Here is a 21,304-nt window from a genome sequence, read left to right as displayed (position 1 = left end):
CATGGAGAACTTCTTTAAACTTCGGGAAAACCATACCAAGGTCAGTACCGAAGTGATGGCAGGGGTCACGACCTTCTTCGCCATGTCCTACATTCTTTTCGTCAATCCGGCTATTTTATCGTTAACAGGGATGCCAAGTCAGGCGGTCTTCCTGGCGACGATCATCGCCAGCGCGGTCGGAACTTTGATCATGGGTCTGTTCGCCAACGTGCCTTACGCGCTGGCGCCGGGGATGGGCTTAAATGCGTTCTTCACCTACACAGTCTGCTTCGCGCTTGGGTTCACGTGGCAAGAAGCATTGGGGCTGGTTTTCATCTGTGGGCTGATCAATATTTTGATCACGGTCACCAAGATTCGGAAAATGATCATCAAGGCAATCCCCGAATCTTTGCAACACGCGATGGGCGGGGGGATCGGCGTCTTCATCGCTTATATTGGGATCAAGAACGCAGGCTTCCTACAATTCACTTCTGATTCGGGCAATATTCTCAGCATCAACAACCAGGCTTACAACGCCACCCAATCCGCTTACAAAGGCGGCGTGACCAACGTGGTGACTGGCGGCGGTATCGTCCCAGCCTTGGTCAACTTCACTCAGTCTGGCGCGTTGCTGGCTTTGGTCGGCTTGGCCGTGATCATCGTGCTCCTCGTCAAGAAAGTTCCAGGCGCCGTCCTGATCAGTATTTTGATCGCGACGATCATCGGGATCCCCATGGGCGTAACCAATGTCCATGTTGACGCGATGAATTCCTTGGGCAATTCGATCCATGAATTAGGCACTACTTTTGGCGCCGCGTTAGGTGCGAAAGGGCTGGGCTCCCTCTTCGCTAGCGCGGATCGCTTACCTTTGGTGATCATGACAATCATCGCTTTCAGTTTCTCCGATACTTTCGATACACTGGGCACATTTATTGGAACTGGGCGCCGCACTGGCATCTTCTCCGCCGACGATGAGAAGGCCATGGAGAACGGTTCTGGTTTCTCTTCCAAAATGGACAAAGCCCTCTTCGCTGATTCGATCGCCACTTCGATTGGGGCCATCTGTGGGACCAGTAATACCACCACTTACGTCGAATCCGCGGCGGGAATTGGCGCTGGTGGTCGGACCGGTTTGACCAGTGTGGTCACCGCCATCTTGTTCTTACTTAGTAGTCTGTTCGCCCCATTCATCGCCATTGTCCCCACCGAAGCGATCGCACCAGCTTTGATTGCCGTCGGGGTAATGATGATGGGCGCCTTCAAGAACATCGATTGGGATGATCTGACCGAAGCGATTCCCGCTTTCATGGCCTCGATCTTCATGGGGCTGGTCTACAACATCTCTTACGGGATCGCCGCTGGTTTCATCACCTACTGCCTGATTAAGGCCGTCACTGGCAAGGCCAAAGAAATCCATCCGATTCTCTGGATCTGTTCTGGACTATTCATTCTCAACTTTGTCATGATGGCGCTGATCTAAGCCAACCCTAACGCCTCACATAAAAAATAAAAATCCCGCAAGCAATTGAGATTAGCTTGCGGGATTTCTGTTTGGTTTTTATCTAAGAAACTGTTGGGCGACATGTTGTCCAGCGCCAACGCTGCCTCTTTGGTGAGGACTAGCTACCCCAGCGCCACATCTAGGATCATCATGATCACGAAGCCAGTCATCACACCGAACACAGCCATATGACTGTGTTCCTTGTGGGACTGTTGCGCTTCGGGAATCAATTCTTCCACCACCACATAGATCATCGCGCCGGCTGCAAAGGCCAAAGCATAGGGCAGAATTTGGGTCATGGCACTAACGAGTAGCGCTCCCAGCACCCCGGCGATCGGTTCGACAAAGCCAGAAGCCTGCCCATAGAAAAAGGCTTTGGTTCGACTGGTTCCCGCTTGGCGCATGGGAATCGAAACAGCGGCGCCTTCGGGAAAGTTCTGGATCCCGATACCAAGCGTCACCGAAATCGCGGCCAACACGGCGAGGCGGGGATCAGCGGCCTGATTGACCGCTCCAAACGCGACCCCGACAGCTAGCCCCTCTGGAATATTATGAAGCGTGATCGAAAAAACAAGCAAGAAGGTTTTCTTGAGGTAATCAGGAAAACCTTTTTTGGTGCTTTTGCGAGCACCATCAATATGAGGCAATAGCCGATCGGCGCCATACAGGAACAAACCGCCAAACGCGAAGCCAATGGCGACTGCCAACCAGGCAATATCGCCGTTCTCCTCCGCGCGAGCGATGGCGGGGTCAAGTAACGACCAGAAGCTAGCCGCGATCATCACACCAGACGCGAAGCCCAGCATGTAATTAAGTACTTCTTTCTTGATTTCCTTAAAGAAGAAAACCAAGGCCGCCCCTAACGCGGTCATGAAATAGGTAAAGAGGGTCCCCAATAGAGCCTGCTGCCACGGTTGCAGTCCTATAAAAAACTCGATCATCAAATTCACTCCTTCACACCTACTTTACCATGTTTAAAGGAAAAGTTAAACAAATATTTAGCATTTATAAAGGTTTCTATTAGGCCACGCTAACATAATCGCCAGCCAGTAAAAAACGATCACGTTTTTTTCACCGTGATCGTTACTTTTAGCCAATCGCAACTGCCGCTGGGAAAATTGGTGCCGCAATCAGCTGGCTGCTCCAGCGACTGATCAGGTGCCCTTTGCGCGGGGCTTTATTTGAGAAAGCGCGCTCGCTCCCCAAATAATTCGTTGTCCGCCCACTTCAATGGCCGTTCCAACCCTTCCTGATCCAGCTGTTGGTCCAGCGCCGCAATCAGTAACCGCGTCTGGGCGACCGTTGGTTCTTGGCGGAAATCCACCCGTTGCCAAACATAACGCGCCAGTTGACCCAGCCGCCGATCAGACAGGCCTTGCGCCTGACGATACTGCCAAAGCGCGTCCTGATAGCGAATCATCGTCGGCTTGATTCGAACGATCAACGGATCCAGTTGGCGCACAAGCTGGGACAACGTCAGCGCTGTAAAAATTTGTTGCGGCGAAACTTGCGTGATCACCCGGCGATAATCGACGCTGGGATAGGCGTGGGCCACGGGTTGATGCTCCAGCAGCCAACTAATTTTTAAGCAAAGCGCGGGGTAGCAAACCAGGCGTAAAAGTTGGTGATCCGTGAGCCTGCTTGGCGCGTTGGTCCCCAGCAAAAACGGTTGCCATTCGCCCCAATCGAGAAACCGGACCAAGGGATATTGTTTGCGAAAGTCTGCTGCCATTAGCCGCCGGCGGCCAAAGCGTTGCCAAGCCTGTTGACGGTGATGATACAAAAGCAGACCCACAATCAATAGTCCTAGCAGCAAAAGCCCGACACTTAGCAGAAATGGACCTAGTTTAAAGTTTGTCGTCATTGCTTACTTTCATCTTCTAACTTGATGGATCCAAAATAATCAAGGGGGCGGAATTTTACCAACCGCCGGAGAAGCCGCCGCCACCGGTGCTGCCACCGCCAAAGCCGCCGCCAAAACTGTCGTCAGAACCGGAGGAACTACTATTGCTTTGACTACTAGCAACACTGTAAACTACCCACCACGTCGGCCAGTCACTGCCTTGGCTGCCTTCGGTGATCGTGACTTTTCCGTGGTCGTCCATCACTTTATCGACTTGGCGGATCATTCTTTTGACCTGTTCGGCAGTCACGGCTTCATTATAATTGGCGTGGCCCTGAATAAATCTCCAGAGGTGCTCTTGCCGATCCGCATTCACCACATTTTCTTGGCAATATTGTTGCCAAACTTGGTGATAAAGCGTTTCTGTCGCCGCATAGTCCTGGGCAAAGGGCGTCAATAAATCTAATAAATCATCCAAGGTCCGCACCGCAAATAGCGTGGCTTTGTCGGGTTGCGTCAACACCAAGGTGTAGTCGCTGATCGGATAGGTCAAAGACACCGAATTGGTTTGTAAAATCGTGGTGAGTTCCTTGGTTAACACTGGATAGACCACTTGTAGCATCACCTGATCATCTGTGTTCTGCTTCGGCGCCGAATTGAGGTGATCCAGGAGCTCTAATTCTTTCTGAATACCCGCGGCGGAAACCGCGGTCGCCAAAGGATACGTCTCTACGAAATCAGCCGCGGTCACGCGGTCACGGGCAAATTGCCGCCAAACCCGTTGCTTACGCGCGTATTGAACCCAAGCATAGATTCCCCAGCATGCCAAGAGACCCAGCACAATCAAGACAATCGTCCAAATAATTTGTTTGCGTCGCTTATTGGCAGCCTGTTTGGCGGCCATTTGCGTTGGCGTTAAAATACTTTCTTTCCGCTGCACCAAATAAGTACCCAGATTCGCGGTCATCTGTCTGATCGCCAAATCATACTGACCCGCTTTCAACTGCTTCGTGACCGCCTTCGTCACCACTTTCTTCTTCGCGCCATCAGGAATCACATTTTCCAGGCCGTACCCCACGGTCAAATCATACTTACGATCCTTGACCGCCACCGTGAGCAACAACCCATTATCCCAGCCTTTGTGTCCGATTCCCATTTTCGTGAACAAATCAACCGCGTAATCATGGATGTCATCTTCACCTTTCGGCAAGCGCTGAAGCGTCACCACCGCTAATTGCGGCTGCCCTGTGATTTTCTTAAACGTTTGGTCATTGAGCCGATCGATCTGCGTGACCGTCTTGTGGGAAAGCACCTCGGCGTGATCGGCGACCCAAGCGGAATTCGTCGCCGCCACCGGTTGTGCCCCAACGCCGCCTACACCTAACAGCACCAACCCCAATAACCAACCCAACGCCATAAGCCATTTCTTCTTCATGATCATTACCTCTACCCTTATCTTGATCTGCCAGAATCGTCCTGACGAAAAAAGGACCGGCCTCTCCAGACTGATCCAATTGTCAAACGTGTTAACTTGCCCGATGACACTACCGACACTTCTGAAACGCAAAAACTAAGCTTGTCGATCGAAATATTCGGCGATCCGTTCCTGGTCATGTTGCGTCAACGCCCAAGTCTGACTCGGCTGATGATTCCGTTGCCAACCCCGCCAAAAATCAAACCCATGAACGAAATCTTGCAAGAATTCCAGTGAATTATTCTTGACCAGCACATAGGCCATTGTCGCCAAACTCTCATTGACCCGTTGCGGTTGCCGCTGGTACGCAGCCACCGCCGCCTTAGTGAACGCCGTCGGATCAGCCCGATAAGCATCGCGATACTTCAACAATTGCGGCTGATTTAAGAGCGGTTCTAAAGTAAACCCACTGAAATCACTAGGCAACCCATCATTCTTCGCCAACAACTCATAAAGATACAAGAAAAACGACAACCGATCAGTCTCAGCCAAAAAATCAACATCCTCCCGCACCAACCAACCAGTCACAATCAATTTAGCATCAGATTCAAACATATTCATTACCCCCATTTGATAGAGTGCGGAGCGAGCCAGGTTGCTTTTGAGCATTAGCCTAGCAAGGATTTTGGAAGCTGAACTTCGCTTCCGGAAGCCTTGCGTAGCTAAGCGCAGAAAGCAGGCTCGCGCAGCACGTTTTGATAGAGTGCGGAGCCACCCCGGGTAGCTTCTGAGCATTAGCCTAGCAATTGTTTTGGAGGCGCACTTTGCCTCCGGAACAATTGCGTAGCTAAGCGGAAGAAGCTGGGGTGGTGAGCACGTTTTGATAGAGTGCGGAGAGGTGCGGTTAGACCGTGAGCATTAATTTATCAGATTGACTAAGCTGCGAAGCAGATTGGGCAATCTGATACTTTAAGGCGCAGCGGTCTGCACCTCGCAGCACGTTTTGATAGAGTGCGAGCCACCCCGGGTAGCTTCTGAGCATTAGCCTAGCAATTGTTTTGGAGGCGCACTTTGCCTCCGGAACAATTGCGTAGCTAAGCGGAAGAAGCTGGGGTGGTGAGCACGTTTTGATAGAGTGCGGAGCGACCCCGGGTAGTGCTCCTGAGCATAAGCCCAGCCAGAATTTTGGAAGCCGCACCTCGCTCCCGGAGACATTGTTCTTTCCCTTCTATCATACCGCAGTCCGCCCAAAATGAAACCATTTTCAATTGAAAATTGACGGCCGCCCGAATTCATTGTCACTTTTTCTTGGGGGGAAACAGCTGAACTTTATCTTTCGGCAACCAATCTAAAAATAGACTCCCACTAGCGCCGAAAATTGTCGGTGCGAAGGCAGGCGTCTATTTTCATTACTGAAGGCTACAAACTATTCTGTCGATTTAAATCCACAAACTATTCTGCGCGCAACGCGATTGCGGCATCTTTCTTGGCGGCAATTCTAGCTGGAATGTGCCCGCCTACCCCGCCAATCCCTCATCAACAACAATTCCCACCGACAACAGCCAGTTCACATCGGCACGATAGATTTTAAGGTTCAGAGCTGCTGTAACTCGCAACAATAAGGCTACATTTCTTTCTGTGATCCGACTGGGATCTTGTTGGAATTGACAAACACTTTTCGCAAAGAGAAGTCTTTCCTTGAAATAAAAGTCCGTTTCCGGCGAATTCTGAGTGACCATCTGATCCAGCAGAACCAGAGCTTCATCCGCTCGTCCCATTTCGATTTTTCTAATTGCCGTTTTATAAAGGCTTTCAGGAAACCACTGATTATTATAATAGTGCGGTCTCACGCCCAATTGAATGGTCATCAGCCGACTGTAAAGCAACTCGAAACGAGCATCATCAAGCCCCTGAATCGTACTCGCAAACAAGAAAAATTCAAAATCTAACCATAGGTCTGTCTCTAGCAAATATTGACAGACACGTTCCTGATCTAGCTCATCCATCTTGGCAGTGCCGTTTGTCTTACTTAGTTCAATTGCCTTGATGGCAGCCATGGCTAGCAAATTAACTTGTTGATTAAGACAAAAGCCGTTGTTGGTCAAGCCATTAACAGTCGTGCTACGCAAGCGTTTGTTTAATTCTAAATCAACTAATCTATCAGATAAGTTTTCTTGTTTACTATCATTATCGCGACAGAGCCAATTATAAAAGCGGAAGAACTCAATCGGTGTTAGGGCCATATTTTCAAGCAAGCAAATAAAACTTGTCAGCGAGAGTTCACATGTATTGTTTTCAAACCGTGAAACTGTTGCGATTGATAGATCTCCCTTGACTTGCTCGATTGTCAATCCGCGATTTTTGCGAATCCTTTTGAAGACTCCGCCAATTGAATGATGCATCTCATCTGTCATTTCACTATCAGCCCCATCGAATTTTTTCAGGATTTAGCCCATTTTTGAATATATGGAAAAAAATATAGCTAAACAAGATTTTCATATTATAATATATTGTAACATATTCTTTGATTTTATCTCATTTTTAAAAACATTTGACTTTGTTTTTGGCGATTCATGTGTAGGGAAATAATTAGGAGGTATCCACATGGAAATATCATCATTTTCAAACTTCGTATTTTAGAAGAAAGAAAAGAAAAGATATATTGTTTTAACGAAAAAAACAATATATCACTTATGATGGATAAAACGCTATTAAAAAAACAAGCGGTTCAATTACAATTGAATGATATTTTAATGCAATATCATTTTTTAAAAGAAGAAAATGAATTTAACGATTTTGTTGAAACACTAAAAATTAGAGATAGCAAAACCTTAGATATCACTATATTTGTCCACGGTGATTGTAATTTCAGATGCAAATATTGTTACGAAACTTTTACTAACATAAACATACCTGCTGAAAATCAAAATAAAATTATTGATTTTATTAAAAATAAGTTAAAAGACGGGACCTTTACAGAACTAGTTGTTAACTGGTTTGGCGGTGAGCCACTTTTGAGTTGGTTTCGAATTATGAAGATGACTGACAAGCTTAAGCGTATGTGTGTCGACCTAGGTATTATTTATAAAGCCGGCATAACAACAAACGGCTATTTACTAAACTCCAGAATTCTTAATAGCATGCTTTCTTGTGATGTCACTACTTTCCAAATTTCTATTGATGGTAATGAGGTTTCGCATAACGCTCAACGGGTGCTGCGAGATGGATCCGGCAGCTACGCAACAATATACCAAAACTTAAGGTACATGCAAAATACAGATGCAAAGTTCACTGTTTTACTTCGATTCAATATTTCCGCAGATAACCAAGCAAATATCGAGGATTTTCTGAATCATGACGGAAAATACTTTAGGAAGGACAGTCGCTTTCAATTCTTTTTTAAGAGGATCGGGGACTGGGGATTAGGCGAACGAAAAATCGACTATCGGGTCGGATTAGCAAGAGTTGACGCAGATATTTATCTTTGCAGAAGGGCAATCGCACTCGGTTACAATATCATGAATATCAAGTTTGTTCTAAATAATTACCAAAGCGTTTGTTACGGAAGATTACCAAACTCCTATTCTATTAATATTGACGGAAACATCATTAAATGTACAACGAAAATGCTATATGATCAAAAGAATAGGCTAGGTAACATTAATGATGGCCTAATTGATCAAGCGAAGAATAGCTTCTGGTCAGATAACTATCACTATCGTCCACAATGCCAGGATTGTAGATTCTTTCCGTTATGTCGGGGTGGCGCTTGTCCAATCGACATTAACGGCTATTTTGAAGCGGTCTGCCGCCAACGAAAAAGTGATATTCGTAAATACTTTGACCTATTAATAACCGAGAACGATTTCGCAATAACACTTCTGGATGAGGAGCAATTGTAATGAATACAACATCGGTACCAAAACTTGGTCTGGCTGATCTAGCCAGTCGGATCCACAATTATAAGCTGGTCTTGCTGGCCGTTGTCACCCTGATCAACTCATTTATTTCCTTAACTTTTGCCTTGGTCACCACTTGGGCCGGTCGAATGAATGCCCACAGCAGTTTAGCAGACGTCCTCTGGTTCTGCGTTAAGGGGCTCTTGCTCTATTTGATTGTTTATCTTGGGCTCTACCTGACCGAAATCGTCACTAACAGCATCCTTAAAGAGGCCTGTGTTTCGCTGGAAGTCGACTGTTTGCGTAAATATTTGGCAACGCCGAACCATTCTGCAGACGAAATCGTTTCGATTGTTTCTCAAGATGTCCGGATGATTCGCGAGAACTATTACATCCCGATTCTGACCTTGCCCACATACCTTTGTCGCTCTTTGATCCCAATTATTTACTTACTGACACAGAATTTAGCCGTAGGAATTTGTTTCGCGGTGGGCGCCGGGCTGATGATGCTACCGCAACATTTCATGGCTCATGGGTTGGCGGATCTAGGCAGTCACTTCTCCCAACAACGGGAGTATTCTTTGAGCGCTGCCATTGACTTGGCCAAAGGAAAAACAGTGATCAACAATCATCAGGCTCAACCTTTTTTCCTGAGACTTACCCAGCGTAAGTTTGAACAAACGGAGCGTGCTGAACAACATCTGCACAACACACAAGCGCTGATGTTCTCCTTATCCGGACCACTGAAAGGTATCGCTGACGTGGTTCCTTTCGCTTTAGGTATCTATTTGATGCGTTTTGATCCGCGGATCACCATCGTTCTGCTCGTCGCGATGTTGGGCACCGCCGGCAGTTTGAAAAATCAGTTCCAAGAAATCATTTATTTATCTGGTGACTTGTTAGAAACCAAAGCCGTGCGCGCGAAAATCGGCACTTTTCTGCACCAGCCAACACCCCAGCGTGTAGCTGCGACGCCAGTACTAAGCGATTTTGCTGGTTTAACGATTACCGATGTCAGTAAGAAGTTCGCAGACCATTTACTGTTTGCGCATGTCGACCTATCCCTTAGCGCCGGACAGAAAATTCTGATCACCGGCAAAAGCGGCGTGGGCAAGAGTACATTTCTCGACCTATTGATGCAAAATCAACAGCCGGATTCAGGAACGATTTATCTGCGCACCGGTGGTAAACAGCCCCAGAATATAACTAATTTCCAGCAGAACATCAGTCTGATCGCCCAGCAGCCCCACCTCTTCAATTTGAGTATCCGTGACAATATCTGCTTGGGCAAGCCCATCGCTGACGCTGAACTGATGACGATCTTAAAGCAAGTTGACTTGAGCCAGCAGTTGGGCGAAGCGCCTTTAGACTTCTTGATCCAACAAAACGGCGCCAATATCAGCGGCGGGCAACGCTTGAAAATCGAGATTGCCCGCGCCTTGGCCGATCGTAAACAGATTATTCTGGCCGATGAGATCACCGCCAGTCTTGACCCAGACAGCGCCAAAACGATTCGCGACCTCTTACTGAGATTACCAGTCACCGTGATCGAAGTGGCCCATCACTATACCAACCTGGACTACTACGATCAGATCTGGCGCTTTGCCGACCAAACCGTTCGGGCACAAAGCACTGATTTAGCAGCTAATAAAAATGGAAATCATTATTAAACGGCCAGCAAGGGGTTTGACAGTGCGGACTTTGCTTCCGGAACAATTGCGTAGCTAAGCGGAAGACGCTAGGTCGGTGAGCACGTTTCAACCCAAGTTGACCTAAAAAATAGACTCCTGCCAACGAAACTGGCAAGAGTCTATTTTCATTGAAAGCTGCAAACTGTTCTGTTTATTGAAAGCTGCAAACTATTCTGCGCGCAACGCGATCGCGGCGTCTTTCTTGGCGGCCATTCTAGCTGGAATGTGCCCGCCTAACATGGTCAAGATGGTGCTGACCACAACTAGGATCAACGCTTGGACAGGATCGAGGATCGCGACATTTTTCAAATCAGTCAGATTATACAACAGGGAATTGATCGGGAAGGTCAATAATTCGGCGATCAGGATCCCTAATAATCCAGAAGAAACGCCTAAGATAAAGGTTTCGGCGTCGAATACCCGGGTCACGTCTTTGCTCCGGGCCCCTAACGCACGCAGCACCCCGATTTCCTTGGTCCGCTCTAGCACTGACGTATAAGTCAGGATCCCGATCATGATCATGCTGGTGATCAGCGAGATTGCGGCGAAAGCGACCAACACATAGGTGATCGCGTCCATCAGACCACCAGTTAAATTGGTCACTGTACCGGCGAGATCTAGGTAAGTGATTTTATCCGCTTTGCTCTTGCCTTTGTTCCATTTATCCAAATACTTCAAAACGGCGTCTTTATCCTTGAAGTTATTAGGATAGATCATGATGCTATAAGGCATACTGCTGCCGCCTAATGTGGCCAAGAAAGTCTGCTTCGTGGTGGCGTCCATCTTCTGGTTGGTCATCACGTTGACGTCGGTCGCCTTTTGCGCCTTGACGATCGCGGAGTCTTGGTTCAAATCAATGATCTGCCGCGCCAACTTGTCGCTGTAAGCAACGCCAGTGGATAACAGATCCATGTTGGAATTGCTACGAGCGCGGATCACGCCGGCGATCTTGAGCTTGAGGTTGCCACTCTTGTCATACAATGAGCTGACGTCTGTATTGGGAATGTAGTTCCCCGTTGGCAACGCCGTGTAATAGTCATCGTTACCGACCAACTGGATCTCGGTGCCCACCAGCTGATCGAAATCGATTTTCTCACCATCGTTGATGTCAAAGCCGAGATTCTTCAAAGCGTTGATATTGATCGTGTTATCCGAATTGACCACCAGCACCAGGTCAGTGGCAGCGGCAGGATAGCTTCCTGACAACAACCGATAATTTTTCTTCAGGAAGTTCTCCTTGGTTTGATCCAGTTGCTCTGGGAAAGAGGAACTGCCTAACCCCGTTGAAGCCGACATCGCCGCGGCGCCAGAGTTACTGCTACTAGCGCTAGAAAAAGTCACCGTTTCAACCTTGCCATCGACTTTGCGCAACAGGTTCATGCCCACCAAGCGGGTATAACCAATGTTGTTGCTCAAAGCTGGATCAATATCCTTGACATAGTTCAGATATTTCGTGGTGATCTTGTTAGTCTTCATCGCCTTTTGCTGCATGCTGATCTTGGCGGTGACTGCGGTGCCCTTACCACTGAGCTGCTTGGTTTCCTTTTGCTGCTCCGCCGAAGCCGCCTGCAAGTCAGTCGCCTGTTGCGAGATCGTAATCGGATATTTCGCCAACGTTTTCGTCTGGGTCTGATCGATCTGTTTCTGGAAACCACCAGATAACGCCAGCACGACGCCAATACTAATGATCCCAATACTAGAAGCGAACGCCGTCAAAAATGTCCGCCCTTTTTTCGTCCGGATATTATTGAACGACAAATTAAGCGCCGTCCAGAAACTCATTTTCGTCCGCTTCAATTGGAACTGATCTGGCTTCGGCCGTTCCTGGTGAGGGTTGGAATCATGGCGAATTTTCCCATCGGAGAACTCAATGATCCGATCCGCGTATTGCTTCGCTAATTCCGGATTATGGGTGACCATGATCACCAATTTCTCACCAGAAAGCTCGCGAATCAATTCCATGATTTGCACGCTAGTTTCGGTATCCAAAGCCCCCGTCGGCTCATCGCACAATAAAATATCCGGATCATTGGCCAACGCTCGCGCGATCGCGACCCGCTGCATCTGCCCACCAGAAAGTTGGTTCGGCTTCTTATGCAAATGATCTTTCAAACCGACCCGAATCAAAGCGTCTTCAGCGCGATGCCGCTTCTCTGCGCCGCTGACCCCACTTAAAGTCATGCCTAATTCAACGTTCTCCAGAATACCTAAATGACCGATCAAATTATAGCTTTGAAACACAAAGCCGATCGAGTTATTGCGGTAAGCATCCCAATCTGTCAGTTTAAAACTCTTCGTCGATTTCCCGTTGATGACCATATCGCCAGAATCGTACTGATCCAAGCCGCCGATCATATTCAGCAGCGTCGTTTTCCCAGAACCACTTGGCCCTAAGATCGCCACGAATTCTTGCTTACGAAAAGCAACCGAAACGCCATCCAGCGCTTTGGTAACGGTCTCGCCAACGCGGTAGTACTTTTTAATATCTTTTAATTCGAGCACAATAACCCTCCCAAATCCTTCCACAAGTGACAAAGTGTTTATTTGATTATAGCATAACAACCGCCGTAACAAAGCGGGCGCAGGTCTGACTTTTCTTGAAAATGTAGCTGCTATTCTTGATTACTCGCTTGATTGCAGTTTTTGTGGGGTGTTGCGCGTAAGCGCAACCGGCTGGGACTGCTGATGCGGACTGGAAACGTGCTCACCGACCCAGCTCCCTGCGCTTAGCTACGCAACTATTCCGGAGGCACAGACCAGCCTCCAAAATAGTTGCTAGGCTAATGCTCAGGAGCTACCCGGGTCGGTTCGCACTCTGTTTCGAACGTGGTGGGCATCGTTTGAAGCCAATCCGCAAAAACCGCGGCTTGTCTTCAAATCGAGCCTTGTCCTAAGCGGCAAAGCCGCCAAGGACAATTTCACCACTGAGCCGCGCAGTCCCAGCCGGTTGCTGAACAGAATTGAGCCTATCTGCAATCAGGGCGAAGGATTTGACGAAGCGCTTTTGCAAGCGAGAGGTCAAACGATCGCCCACTTTTGGGGTGGTACGGCAATGCCAACGGATTCGGATTAGGAGGTCGGGTTATTTCGGATAGAGTCAATAGCTTTATCTCACCCATTTAAACTGATTTCTGCTGGTAACCGACCAATCCAGCTGATTCATCAAGAGCTTGCCTCAGTTCATCAGACGGACTGCGCTGGTGTCACCAATTTAAAGATTGTGACCACTAACCATGGTCATCAATTGCGTGGCTCCCCATCAATTAGCCATAGCTTGCCAATTGGCGTGAGTGCTCAAACGGCTGTTATAACATTGAGCGGCTGGCGTTGGTGGTTCGTTTACTAGTTGGCGGAAGGTCGGGCTGGGGGTGAGTCAGCCGCGATATTATTGTTGGCGATTTATCGCCTACAATAAGGCCGAGTTTTGAGATTTTCGGCGGATTTCCGAAAAGCTCAAAATCGTGCCCGCCGCGTTCCACCACCCCCAGCCCGACCTGGAGCCCCACGACATCTGCCAACCAACAACGCCCCGCGCGGTCCCAGCCGATTGCTTGGCAGAATCGAGCTTATCTGCAATCAAAGTTGGATATCTGACGAAGTGCTTTTACGAGCTAGAGGTCAAAACAATCGTCCTTTTGGGGGGGTACGACAATGCCAACTGATTTGGATTAGAAGACCGGGATATTTTGCGTAGGCTGAACACTCTCTGCTTGTTTCCTTAACAATCATCGGTTTGGAAGCCGACCGATTCAGCTGATTCATCAAGAACTTGCCTCAGTTCATCAGACAGACTACGCCGGTGTCACCAATGTAAAGTTTGTAACCACTAACCACGGCCGTCAATTGCGTGGCTCCTCATCAATTGGCGATAGCTTGCAAGTCGGCGTGAGTGCTCAAACGACTGTTAAAATGTTGAGCGGCTGGAGCGGAGCGTGGCGTTGGTGGGTCGTTTACTCGTTAGGCGGAAGGTCGGGCTGGGGGTGAGTCAGCCGCGATATTATTGTTGGCGATTTATCGCCTACAATAAGGCCGAGCTTGAAGATTTTCGGCGGGTTTCCGAAAAGCTTCAAGTCGTGCCCGCTGCGTTCCACCACCCCCAGCCCGACCTGGAGCCCCACTACACTTGCCACCACCAACGCCACGCGCAGCGCAAGCTGCGGCCAATCTCCTAACTTGTCCACCTTAGTATGAACAGTCAGAATCCCCACCAGACTATATTGACTGCAAAGTCATTGACTTACCGGTCACCAAGAATTATAATCATCCTGTTTTTAGAAAATCAGGCGGCCAGAACCACCTGATTGGGGGAGGATACAACATGACAGCTCAACCGATTTTGCAAGTCACGCATTTGCGCAAGAACTTTGGCAAGTTCACCGCGCTTAGTGACGTTAGTTTACAAGTAAACCCTGGTGAAGTCGTGGGTTTCATCGGTCCCAATGGCGCCGGCAAATCGACCACGATTCGAACGATCTTAGGTATGCTCAAGGCGGATGGTGGCACCGTGTCCGTTTTCGGCCAAGATGCTTGGCAAGACGCCGTCAATATTCATGAACGTTTGGCCTACGTGCCGGGGGATGTTTATTTATGGCCGAATTTCACCGGTGGGCAAACCATTGACCTATTATTGAAGATGAGTGGTCAACAACACACGCCGCGGACTGATACCTTGATTCAAGCCTTCGCTTTGGATCCAGCGAAGAAGAATAGCACTTATTCCAAGGGTAATCGCCAAAAAGTGGCGTTGATCGCGGCCTTATCCAGTGATGTGGACTTTTATATTTTCGACGAGCCAACTTCCGGTCTGGATCCTTTGAATGAGAATATTTTCCAGCAAGAGGTGGCGCGCTTGAAAGCGGCGGGTAAGGCAATCTTGCTCTCCAGTCACATTCTTTCCGAAGTCGAGAAAATGGGCGATACCATCGCCATCATTCGTCAAGGTAAAATCATCGAAGCTGGTTCCTTGACGCAAATGCGGCACTTGACGCGGACCAACGTGACGGTGACAACCCAGGCTGACCTCGCTGGTTTAGCTAAGTTGTCCGGCGTGCACAATTTCCACTTGATCGATCACCAAACGACCCAGGCAACTTTCGCCGTGGATTCAGAGGCGTTGTCCCCGGTGCTTCAAGCGGTGGCCGCCTTGACAGTGACGAACTTGCAAATCGCCCCGCCCGCTTTGGACGATTTATTTATGCGCTACTACGATCAGGCGGCAGAACCAGAGGTGACCGGCGATGTTCAAAAATAACTTTGCGCAAACGGGACGCTTGTTGGGGCTCAACTTGCGCCGTGACTGGTTGAAACTGACCCTTTGGCTGCTGGGGCTAGTAGGCTTGATGGTTGGTTACGCGGCGGCGATCGGGACGATTTTTCCAGACGAAGCGGCGCGGGAATCGCTGATTGCTACTTTGAAAACGCCGGCGATGGTCGCCTTTCTGGGCTACTTTCCTGAGCACGTGGCGATGACGGACGCGGTGATGTTCAGCGGCGAAATGCTGGTGTTCATGAGCTTGATGTACGGCTTGGCCAGCCTCTTGATCGCTATCAGCGCCACTCGTGGTGAGGAGGAGGCAGGCTTAGTCGAACTGCTCCAAGCCAAGAACGTTGGCCGGCACGCTTTCTTGCTAGCCGGATTTTGGGAGGTTTTGCTATTCAATTTGGCAACCTTACTGCTCGTCGGTGGCGGCCTGTCGGTGATCCACATGACTGGCGCCAACTTGAGCGGTGATTGGCTGACGGCCACATTACCGGCCGCCTTCGGTTTGTTATTCGGTGTGGTCGGATTGTTGCTGGCGCAAGTTGTGGCGGAAACACGTTCGGCAATGGCTGGCTCGCTGGCGTTACTGGGCCTGGCCTACTTGGTCCGGATGCTAGTCGATGTCAGCCAGCCCAGCGCCAATTGGTGGTCGCCTTTTGGCTGGCTGGAGCGGGCCGGCGCTTATTATCAGAATAACTGGTGGCCCTTGGGCTTATTGGTGCTTAGTAGCGTCGTTCTTTTCGCTGGGGCTTTTTGGGCCAGTGACGCCCGTGATCTCGGCGCTGGCTTGGTCGCCGTGCGCAATGGTCGGGTCAAAAGTCGGCTCTTACGCGGACCGTTGACTGCTTTGATCAAAACAGACGGCCGCAGCTTCTGGAGTTGGCTGATTGGCGCGCTGATCATTGGTCTGATGTATGGTTCAATTTTCAACACGTTGGCTGACATGATCGACAGCAATCCGATGATCAAGCAAATTCTCGGCAGCCAAACTCGCCAACAAGCGGGCAATCAAGTGGTGGTCACCTTCATGGCCACCTTGAGTATCGTTTTAGTCACGATCGCGGTGATTCGTGCGCTTTTTCTCACCAATCGTCTTTACGGCGACGGGCAGTTGGGTTACATTGAATTGTTCGCCGCTAAGCCGATCGGGCACATCCGGCTAGGCGCCACTTATTTAGGTTATGCCTTGATCAACGGTTGGCTAACGTTAGGCGCAGGTGTTTTCGGGTTATACTTAGGAAATGTGGCGGTTTTGTCCCAGCCAGTGGCGGCGAAGTATTTCTGGCGGATGTTCGGCGCCAACAGCGTCGTGGTTTTAGTGTTCATCGCCGTGGCCGCTGTCTTGCTGGCTTTCGCGCCGAAGTGGCGACACCTTTTGTTGGCTTACGCCGGCATCGGTTTCGTCCTGATGTACTTCCGGAATATCTTCCAACTATCTGACCAAGTCGTCAAGATTGTGCCCTATGGTTGGTTCAAAAACATTCCCCAACAGTCTTTAGATTGGTCAGTTTTAGGCGTGATGATCGGCCTCAGTGTGGTCCTCTTGATCATCGCCAGTTGGGGCTATCATCGCCGCGATCAAATTTTCAATTAGAAATGAGTGCAGACATGATGAAACGAACAAGATTACCAGAAGATCCGGTCAAAAAAGCCCGCATGCAAGCGGCCGCGTTGGCGTTGTTCGCCAGTGCGGGCTACCAAGCCACCAAAGTCGACGCGATCGCCGCCAAAGCTCAGGTCTCCAAAGGCCTGATCTTCAAATATTTTGGCAATAAAGAGCAACTCTATTTGGCCACGCTACGACAAGCTTACGACCGACTGATGGCGATCATGGACGAGGCAGTTTGGCAGGACTCCGGCGATCTAGTCGCAATGGTCACCAACGCCACCCGCTACAAAATCAGCCTGCAATTACAATACCCGCGGGAATTCCAATTATTATTGAATGGGTTCATTCATCTCAAGCAATTACCCGCCAGTGGCCGCCAGTATGTTGAGCAGATGATGGTTGCGAACCAGGATCTGACCCAACGGCTCGTCCTGCCTGTCTTTGCGAAAATGACCTTTAAGCCAGGCATCACGGCTACCGATGCCTTAACCGTTTTGAATTATGTCACCAGCGGTTATCTGCAGAAATTCCAACAGTATTTGTTGAGCCACCCAGAAGTGACCACGGTGGCGGAAATGGAACCCCTGTTGGCCGATCTGACCCGTTATTTGCGGATCGTTGAATATGGTTTTGTCGATCAAGCTTGATTTTTTCCTAAAGCGAACCTGTTAAAACAAAAAGACGACCAACATCCGGGCAAGATGTTGGTCGTCTTTATTTAAGGGGAGGAGTAAAAATGAAGAAAAATTTGGTTGTTAGCCACACCGGGCAAGTGCGACTAATTGGTTGTTCATCACAACGGGCAATTGTGACGAATATGTGCTTCGTGGCGGGCAACCACTGGGCACGGTGTCATGATTGACGGGCAATCAATCATGATTTATTTAGGTTTAGGGTTTTGTTTGGAGTTTATAGATCACAAGGTCTTGCAGCGCACCGGGCAAGTGCTCGTGCATTTCCTTTGCTTTCTATGTTAATAACTATAACCTGAAAGTTTGAAAAGCTCTTGTTCAAATTATGGTTGTTACGGGAATAAAATTTGAAGAAATTGTGACACTTTGATTCTGATCATTGTTTCCCAGCGCCAGAAATCCAGTTTGGTCTCTATGTCCACACAGTTGGCGTCATTCTTATTGAAAGAGGCGGTGATAGATCTCCGTGATGGGATCTTGGTTATTGTTGGCGGTCAAAATCAGATTGGCAGCCTCTTTGATATGGGGTACGGCGTTTTGTACGGCGACACCACAGCCGGCCGCTTGGATCATACTGAAGTCGTTGTCATTATCGCCCAACGCAATGATCTCTTCAGGTTTGATTCCCAGCGCTTGCCCCAACTCCAAGGTGGCGCTGCCCTTGTTAACATTGGCCGGATTGAACTCAACATAACGATTCGACGAATAAGTCACCGTCAAAGGTTCGGCGGCTTGCCGCTCCGCCCGGGCGCGAAAAGCGGCCAATTTCTCTGGATCTAGATTCTTCATAATGATCTTGACGATCGGGCGTTTCGCAAAAGCGCTCAGGTCCGCGCCGGTCAGGGGCAAAACATCCACGCCCCGGGATTTGATATAACGCACTTCATCGGCATCTAGATTGCGCACGTAGACATGGTGGACCGTGTACAAATGGATCCCCAAATCAGGTTCGGCCAAAGCCAGGCGATAAAGTTGGTCGGCCACAGCAAAAGGCAAGTAGTGATGGCGCAGAATTTGATTCGCTTGGTTGGCCACGACCACCCCGCCATTATAAGAAATCACATACTGATCTGGCTGTTGATAAGTCCCAATCGTTTTCAATAAGGCCTGTACTGACGCGAACCCGCGGCCAGTATTGGGAACGAATTTAACTTGTTGCGCCTGCAAGCGTAAAATCGTCGCGCGATCCCGCTCCGAAACCTGGCCGGCGTCATTCAACAAAGACTCGTCCAAATCGCTGACAATCATTTTATACATAGAATCACCTTTCCTTAGCCTATTCATTATACGTGAAATCACCAGCTGGGGAAAGTCGCATTTGCTCTCAGACACCTGGGCGTTAGGGACGGGCTCGTGAACGCTGGACCGGATGACGATTTTTGCTGAAGATAGCTCAGTCTTTGCAGACGCCGCTGATCCTCTGCGATTTATCTTGTCACTACCGAGGACGACTGCGTTGCTACCAAAATTGAAAAAGAAGGCGAAAAGTGAATGGCACTCACTCTCGTCTTCCTTCATTGAGCCAAAACGATCTGTTGACGCGCTCCACTCGTCTTATTTTACCCATGATCCTTACGAAAGCACTTTGACGGAGCGACAACGGCATTATTTTTTCTGCACGGGGATCCAGATTTGGCTGTGATAATCAGGCTTGGTTGTATCCGGAGCCTCATTCCACAACATTTCTGGCCCACCTGTCAATTGATAATCTGTGGTGGGGAACCACTCGCTATAAATTTGCGCCCATGTCGCTTGCAAGGCTTCAGGAAACTTGCCCACCACATTGAAAACGACCCAAGTTGCCGCCGGGACGGCTAAAATATCGTAATCAGCTGGCACGGCCTGCGTGGTGGCGACACCTAAATATTGATCCAACTCAGACCCTTCGCTGCGATCGCCAGCAAAGTTCGCCGAAACATTCAGCATCCCCCGCGGCTCCAGATCACAAAATGACTTGAGCTCCGCGATGATCTTCGGCGTCAAGCGGGCGGTCAAGGCCTCGATTTGATGGTTGACCCCGTTATATTGCAAGGTGATCCGTTTTTTAAAGCCGACGATCTGAAACGGCTCTTTTTGAACAATCCGATAATCCATGGTTGTTCCTCCTTTGATCGTTAATTGGAAAGTCAGTGGCAAAAGATTTTTAAAACTGGCATCAGCGCGTTTCATTTGTGATGGGTTGACGCCGTGAACTTTCTGAAACGCCTTACTGAAAGATTCCGGCGTTTCGTAACCAAAATCATAAGCCACATCGCTCACTTTTTTGTTCGTGGAACTCAAAACTTCAGCCGCAAGGGCCAATTTGCGCCGGCGAATGTACTCACCTAAAGGCATGCCCGCCATAAAGGAAAACATCCGGCGAAAATGATACTCAGAACAGCCCGCGATCCGCGCGATTTGTTCCGAGTCGAGCTCCCGTGTCAAATTCGCTTCAACATAAGCCATCGCGGCGTTGAATTGCTTGATCATATTCAAATCCCGACCACCTTTCTAAATGCGTTCTCTGCGCTTTCTGTTTGAAACGTGCTGCGCGAGCCTGCTTTCTGCGCTTAGCTACGCAAGGCTTCCGAAAGCAAAGTGCGGCTTCCAAAATCCTTGCTAGGCTAATGCTCAAAAGCAACCCGGCTCGCTCCGCACTCTCTTTCAAAACGTGCTACGCGCAACTGACTTTTCCGCTTAGCTACGCTATGGCTCCGGAAGCAAAGTACAGCTTCCAAATCCATAGCTAGGCTAATGCTCGAAGTCAAACCGTTGCGTTCCGCACTCTCTTTTAAACGTGCTCACCGACCCAGCTCCCTGCGCTTAGCTACGCATCTATTCCGGAGGCACAGACCAGCCTCCAAAATAGTTGCTAGGCTAATGCTCAGGAGCTACCCGGGTCGGTTCGCACTCTTTCAAGATTGAGTATAGCAAATCTAACATTTGTCGTCCTGTCAATGTCGTTGCTATCTTGGACAGATTTTTTTGGTACATAAAAAGCCCCAAAATTCTAAAAATTTCGGAATTTTGAGGCTTCTATTTTTGAAACTAGAATTGTGCCTTGGCCTTCTTCTGTAACAAATTCGAAAACCTATCGTCTTAATTTATTGGTGATGTGGTGACGCCCATTGCCACGCAATAAAATCACCAAGGGCCCTACCACCTGTACATCGGTAGTTCAACCATTCAGGAACACGCTTGGCTTAATTCAGCAAATCTTTGTTCACAATTTATTATTTCCTTGACTATAATTTTGTGACATTAGTCAACCACCCGCGACTAATGTCACAGGCTTGTGAGAGCATCGCCTAACGGCGACACGACCACAATTTGCTTAGATACAGCCATCGCCTGCAAGCAGGTCTTACGTGCTAATTACCAAAGCCTTTAGAGTCCGCAGGTTGCCAGACGGACTGTGATTCTTAGTTAAGGGCTAA

General features: G+C 48.9%; 17 protein-coding genes. 8 read left to right on the top strand and 9 right to left on the bottom strand.

Annotation, left to right across the window (positions count from 1 at the left end):
* Position 1 precedes the first annotated feature (1 nt).
* Positions 2 to 1,459 (top strand): NCS2 family permease, encoded by a 1,458-nt coding sequence (locus ACYVSB_RS10745; RefSeq protein WP_461219355.1) that lies wholly within the window; start codon positions 2 to 4, stop codon positions 1,457 to 1,459.
* Between the two features lie 143 nt (positions 1,460 to 1,602).
* On the opposite strand, the gene ACYVSB_RS10740 is transcribed toward ACYVSB_RS10745, so the two are convergent.
* The 5 genes from ACYVSB_RS10740 to ACYVSB_RS10720 all read right to left on the bottom strand — a co-directional run bounded on the left by ACYVSB_RS10740 (position 1,603) and on the right by ACYVSB_RS10720 (position 7,151).
* Positions 1,603 to 2,421 (bottom strand): ZIP family metal transporter, encoded by an 819-nt coding sequence (locus ACYVSB_RS10740; RefSeq protein ID WP_125597479.1) that lies wholly within the window; start codon positions 2,419 to 2,421, stop codon positions 1,603 to 1,605.
* Positions 2,422 to 2,657: 236 nt separating this feature from the next.
* Positions 2,658 to 3,344, bottom strand: coding sequence for a hypothetical protein (locus ACYVSB_RS10735; RefSeq protein ID WP_461219354.1), 687 nt, complete (start codon positions 3,342 to 3,344; stop codon positions 2,658 to 2,660).
* Positions 3,345 to 3,399: 55 nt separating this feature from the next.
* Complete coding sequence (locus ACYVSB_RS10730; RefSeq protein WP_461219353.1) at positions 3,400 to 4,758, bottom strand: TPM domain-containing protein; 1,359 nt, start codon at positions 4,756 to 4,758, stop codon at positions 3,400 to 3,402.
* 135 nt (positions 4,759 to 4,893) lie between these two features.
* Positions 4,894 to 5,352, bottom strand: coding sequence for a hypothetical protein (locus ACYVSB_RS10725; protein ID WP_461219352.1), 459 nt, complete (start codon positions 5,350 to 5,352; stop codon positions 4,894 to 4,896).
* A gap of 902 nt (positions 5,353 to 6,254) precedes the next feature.
* Positions 6,255 to 7,151: a helix-turn-helix domain-containing protein gene (locus ACYVSB_RS10720; RefSeq protein ID WP_461219351.1), complete on the bottom strand. Its 897-nt coding sequence runs from the start codon at positions 7,149 to 7,151 to the stop codon at positions 6,255 to 6,257.
* A gap of 282 nt (positions 7,152 to 7,433) precedes the next feature.
* On the opposite strand from ACYVSB_RS10720, the gene ACYVSB_RS10715 reads away from it, so the two are divergent.
* Positions 7,434 to 8,639, top strand: a complete 1,206-nt coding sequence (locus tag ACYVSB_RS10715) for a radical SAM protein (protein ID WP_461219350.1) — start codon at positions 7,434 to 7,436, stop codon at positions 8,637 to 8,639.
* The gene (locus ACYVSB_RS10710) at positions 8,639 to 10,306 is read left to right on the top strand and encodes an ATP-binding cassette domain-containing protein (RefSeq protein WP_461219349.1); all 1,668 of its coding nucleotides are present in this window, start codon (positions 8,639 to 8,641) and stop codon (positions 10,304 to 10,306) included. Before ACYVSB_RS10715 ends, ACYVSB_RS10710 begins: the two co-directional genes overlap by 1 nt.
* Positions 10,307 to 10,495: 189 nt before the next feature.
* Here the strand turns inward: ACYVSB_RS10710 and ACYVSB_RS10705 are convergent, their stop codons facing one another.
* Complete coding sequence (locus ACYVSB_RS10705; protein WP_461219348.1) at positions 10,496 to 12,829, bottom strand: ABC transporter ATP-binding protein/permease; 2,334 nt, start codon at positions 12,827 to 12,829, stop codon at positions 10,496 to 10,498.
* Positions 12,830 to 13,114: 285 nt separating this feature from the next.
* Entirely contained in the window at positions 13,115 to 13,303 is a 189-nt protein-coding gene (locus ACYVSB_RS10700) for a hypothetical protein (protein ID WP_461219347.1), read from the bottom strand.
* A gap of 244 nt (positions 13,304 to 13,547) precedes the next feature.
* On the opposite strand from ACYVSB_RS10700, the gene ACYVSB_RS10695 reads away from it, so the two are divergent.
* The 5 genes from ACYVSB_RS10695 (at position 13,548) to ACYVSB_RS10675 (ending at position 17,843) form a co-directional block, all read left to right on the top strand.
* Positions 13,548 to 13,673 (top strand): hypothetical protein, encoded by a 126-nt coding sequence (locus tag ACYVSB_RS10695; protein WP_461219346.1) that lies wholly within the window; start codon positions 13,548 to 13,550, stop codon positions 13,671 to 13,673.
* A gap of 497 nt (positions 13,674 to 14,170) precedes the next feature.
* Positions 14,171 to 14,311: a hypothetical protein gene (locus ACYVSB_RS10690; protein ID WP_461219345.1), complete on the top strand. Its 141-nt coding sequence runs from the start codon at positions 14,171 to 14,173 to the stop codon at positions 14,309 to 14,311.
* 334 nt (positions 14,312 to 14,645) lie between these two features.
* Positions 14,646 to 15,578: an ABC transporter ATP-binding protein gene (locus tag ACYVSB_RS10685; protein WP_461219344.1), complete on the top strand. Its 933-nt coding sequence runs from the start codon at positions 14,646 to 14,648 to the stop codon at positions 15,576 to 15,578.
* Positions 15,565 to 17,181, top strand: coding sequence for an ABC transporter permease (locus tag ACYVSB_RS10680; RefSeq protein ID WP_461219343.1), 1,617 nt, complete (start codon positions 15,565 to 15,567; stop codon positions 17,179 to 17,181). The genes ACYVSB_RS10685 and ACYVSB_RS10680 overlap by 14 nt, the downstream gene beginning before the upstream one ends.
* 17 nt (positions 17,182 to 17,198) lie before the next feature.
* Positions 17,199 to 17,843, top strand: coding sequence for a TetR/AcrR family transcriptional regulator (locus ACYVSB_RS10675; RefSeq protein ID WP_461219342.1), 645 nt, complete (start codon positions 17,199 to 17,201; stop codon positions 17,841 to 17,843).
* 483 nt (positions 17,844 to 18,326) lie between these two features.
* Here the strand turns inward: ACYVSB_RS10675 and ACYVSB_RS10670 are convergent, their stop codons facing one another.
* Positions 18,327 to 19,145: a Cof-type HAD-IIB family hydrolase gene (locus ACYVSB_RS10670; RefSeq protein ID WP_461219341.1), complete on the bottom strand. Its 819-nt coding sequence runs from the start codon at positions 19,143 to 19,145 to the stop codon at positions 18,327 to 18,329.
* A 348-nt stretch (positions 19,146 to 19,493) separates the two neighbouring features.
* A complete protein-coding gene (locus ACYVSB_RS10665) occupies positions 19,494 to 20,357 on the bottom strand; it encodes an AraC family transcriptional regulator (RefSeq protein WP_461219393.1) in 864 nt (287 codons plus the stop codon).
* Positions 20,358 to 21,304: the final 947 nt, after the last annotated feature.

Source organism: Lapidilactobacillus salsurivasis (assembly GCF_054785215.1).
Note: the sequence above shows the minus strand (reverse complement) of the source record. Positions and strands in the feature narration are given on the sequence as shown.

Bases quoted from the DNA above. Each gene is read 5' to 3' on its own strand.
- ACYVSB_RS10745 (WP_461219355.1), top strand. From the start codon at position 2: ATGGAGAACTTCTTTAAACTTCGGGAAAACCATACCAAGGTCAGTACC.
- ACYVSB_RS10740 (WP_125597479.1), bottom strand. From the start codon at position 2,421: ATGATCGAGTTTTTTATAGGACTGCAACCGTGGCAGCAGGCTCTATTG.
- ACYVSB_RS10735 (WP_461219354.1), bottom strand. From the start codon at position 3,344: ATGACGACAAACTTTAAACTAGGTCCATTTCTGCTAAGTGTCGGGCTT.
- ACYVSB_RS10730 (WP_461219353.1), bottom strand. From the start codon at position 4,758: ATGAAGAAGAAATGGCTTATGGCGTTGGGTTGGTTATTGGGGTTGGTG.
- ACYVSB_RS10725 (WP_461219352.1), bottom strand. From the start codon at position 5,352: ATGTTTGAATCTGATGCTAAATTGATTGTGACTGGTTGGTTGGTGCGG.
- ACYVSB_RS10720 (WP_461219351.1), bottom strand. From the start codon at position 7,151: ATGACAGATGAGATGCATCATTCAATTGGCGGAGTCTTCAAAAGGATT.
- ACYVSB_RS10715 (WP_461219350.1), top strand. From the start codon at position 7,434: ATGGATAAAACGCTATTAAAAAAACAAGCGGTTCAATTACAATTGAAT.
- ACYVSB_RS10710 (WP_461219349.1), top strand. From the start codon at position 8,639: ATGAATACAACATCGGTACCAAAACTTGGTCTGGCTGATCTAGCCAGT.
- ACYVSB_RS10685 (WP_461219344.1), top strand. From the start codon at position 14,646: ATGACAGCTCAACCGATTTTGCAAGTCACGCATTTGCGCAAGAACTTT.
- ACYVSB_RS10680 (WP_461219343.1), top strand. From the start codon at position 15,565: ATGTTCAAAAATAACTTTGCGCAAACGGGACGCTTGTTGGGGCTCAAC.
- ACYVSB_RS10675 (WP_461219342.1), top strand. From the start codon at position 17,199: ATGAAACGAACAAGATTACCAGAAGATCCGGTCAAAAAAGCCCGCATG.
- ACYVSB_RS10670 (WP_461219341.1), bottom strand. From the start codon at position 19,145: ATGTATAAAATGATTGTCAGCGATTTGGACGAGTCTTTGTTGAATGAC.
- ACYVSB_RS10665 (WP_461219393.1), bottom strand. From the start codon at position 20,357: ATGATCAAGCAATTCAACGCCGCGATGGCTTATGTTGAAGCGAATTTG.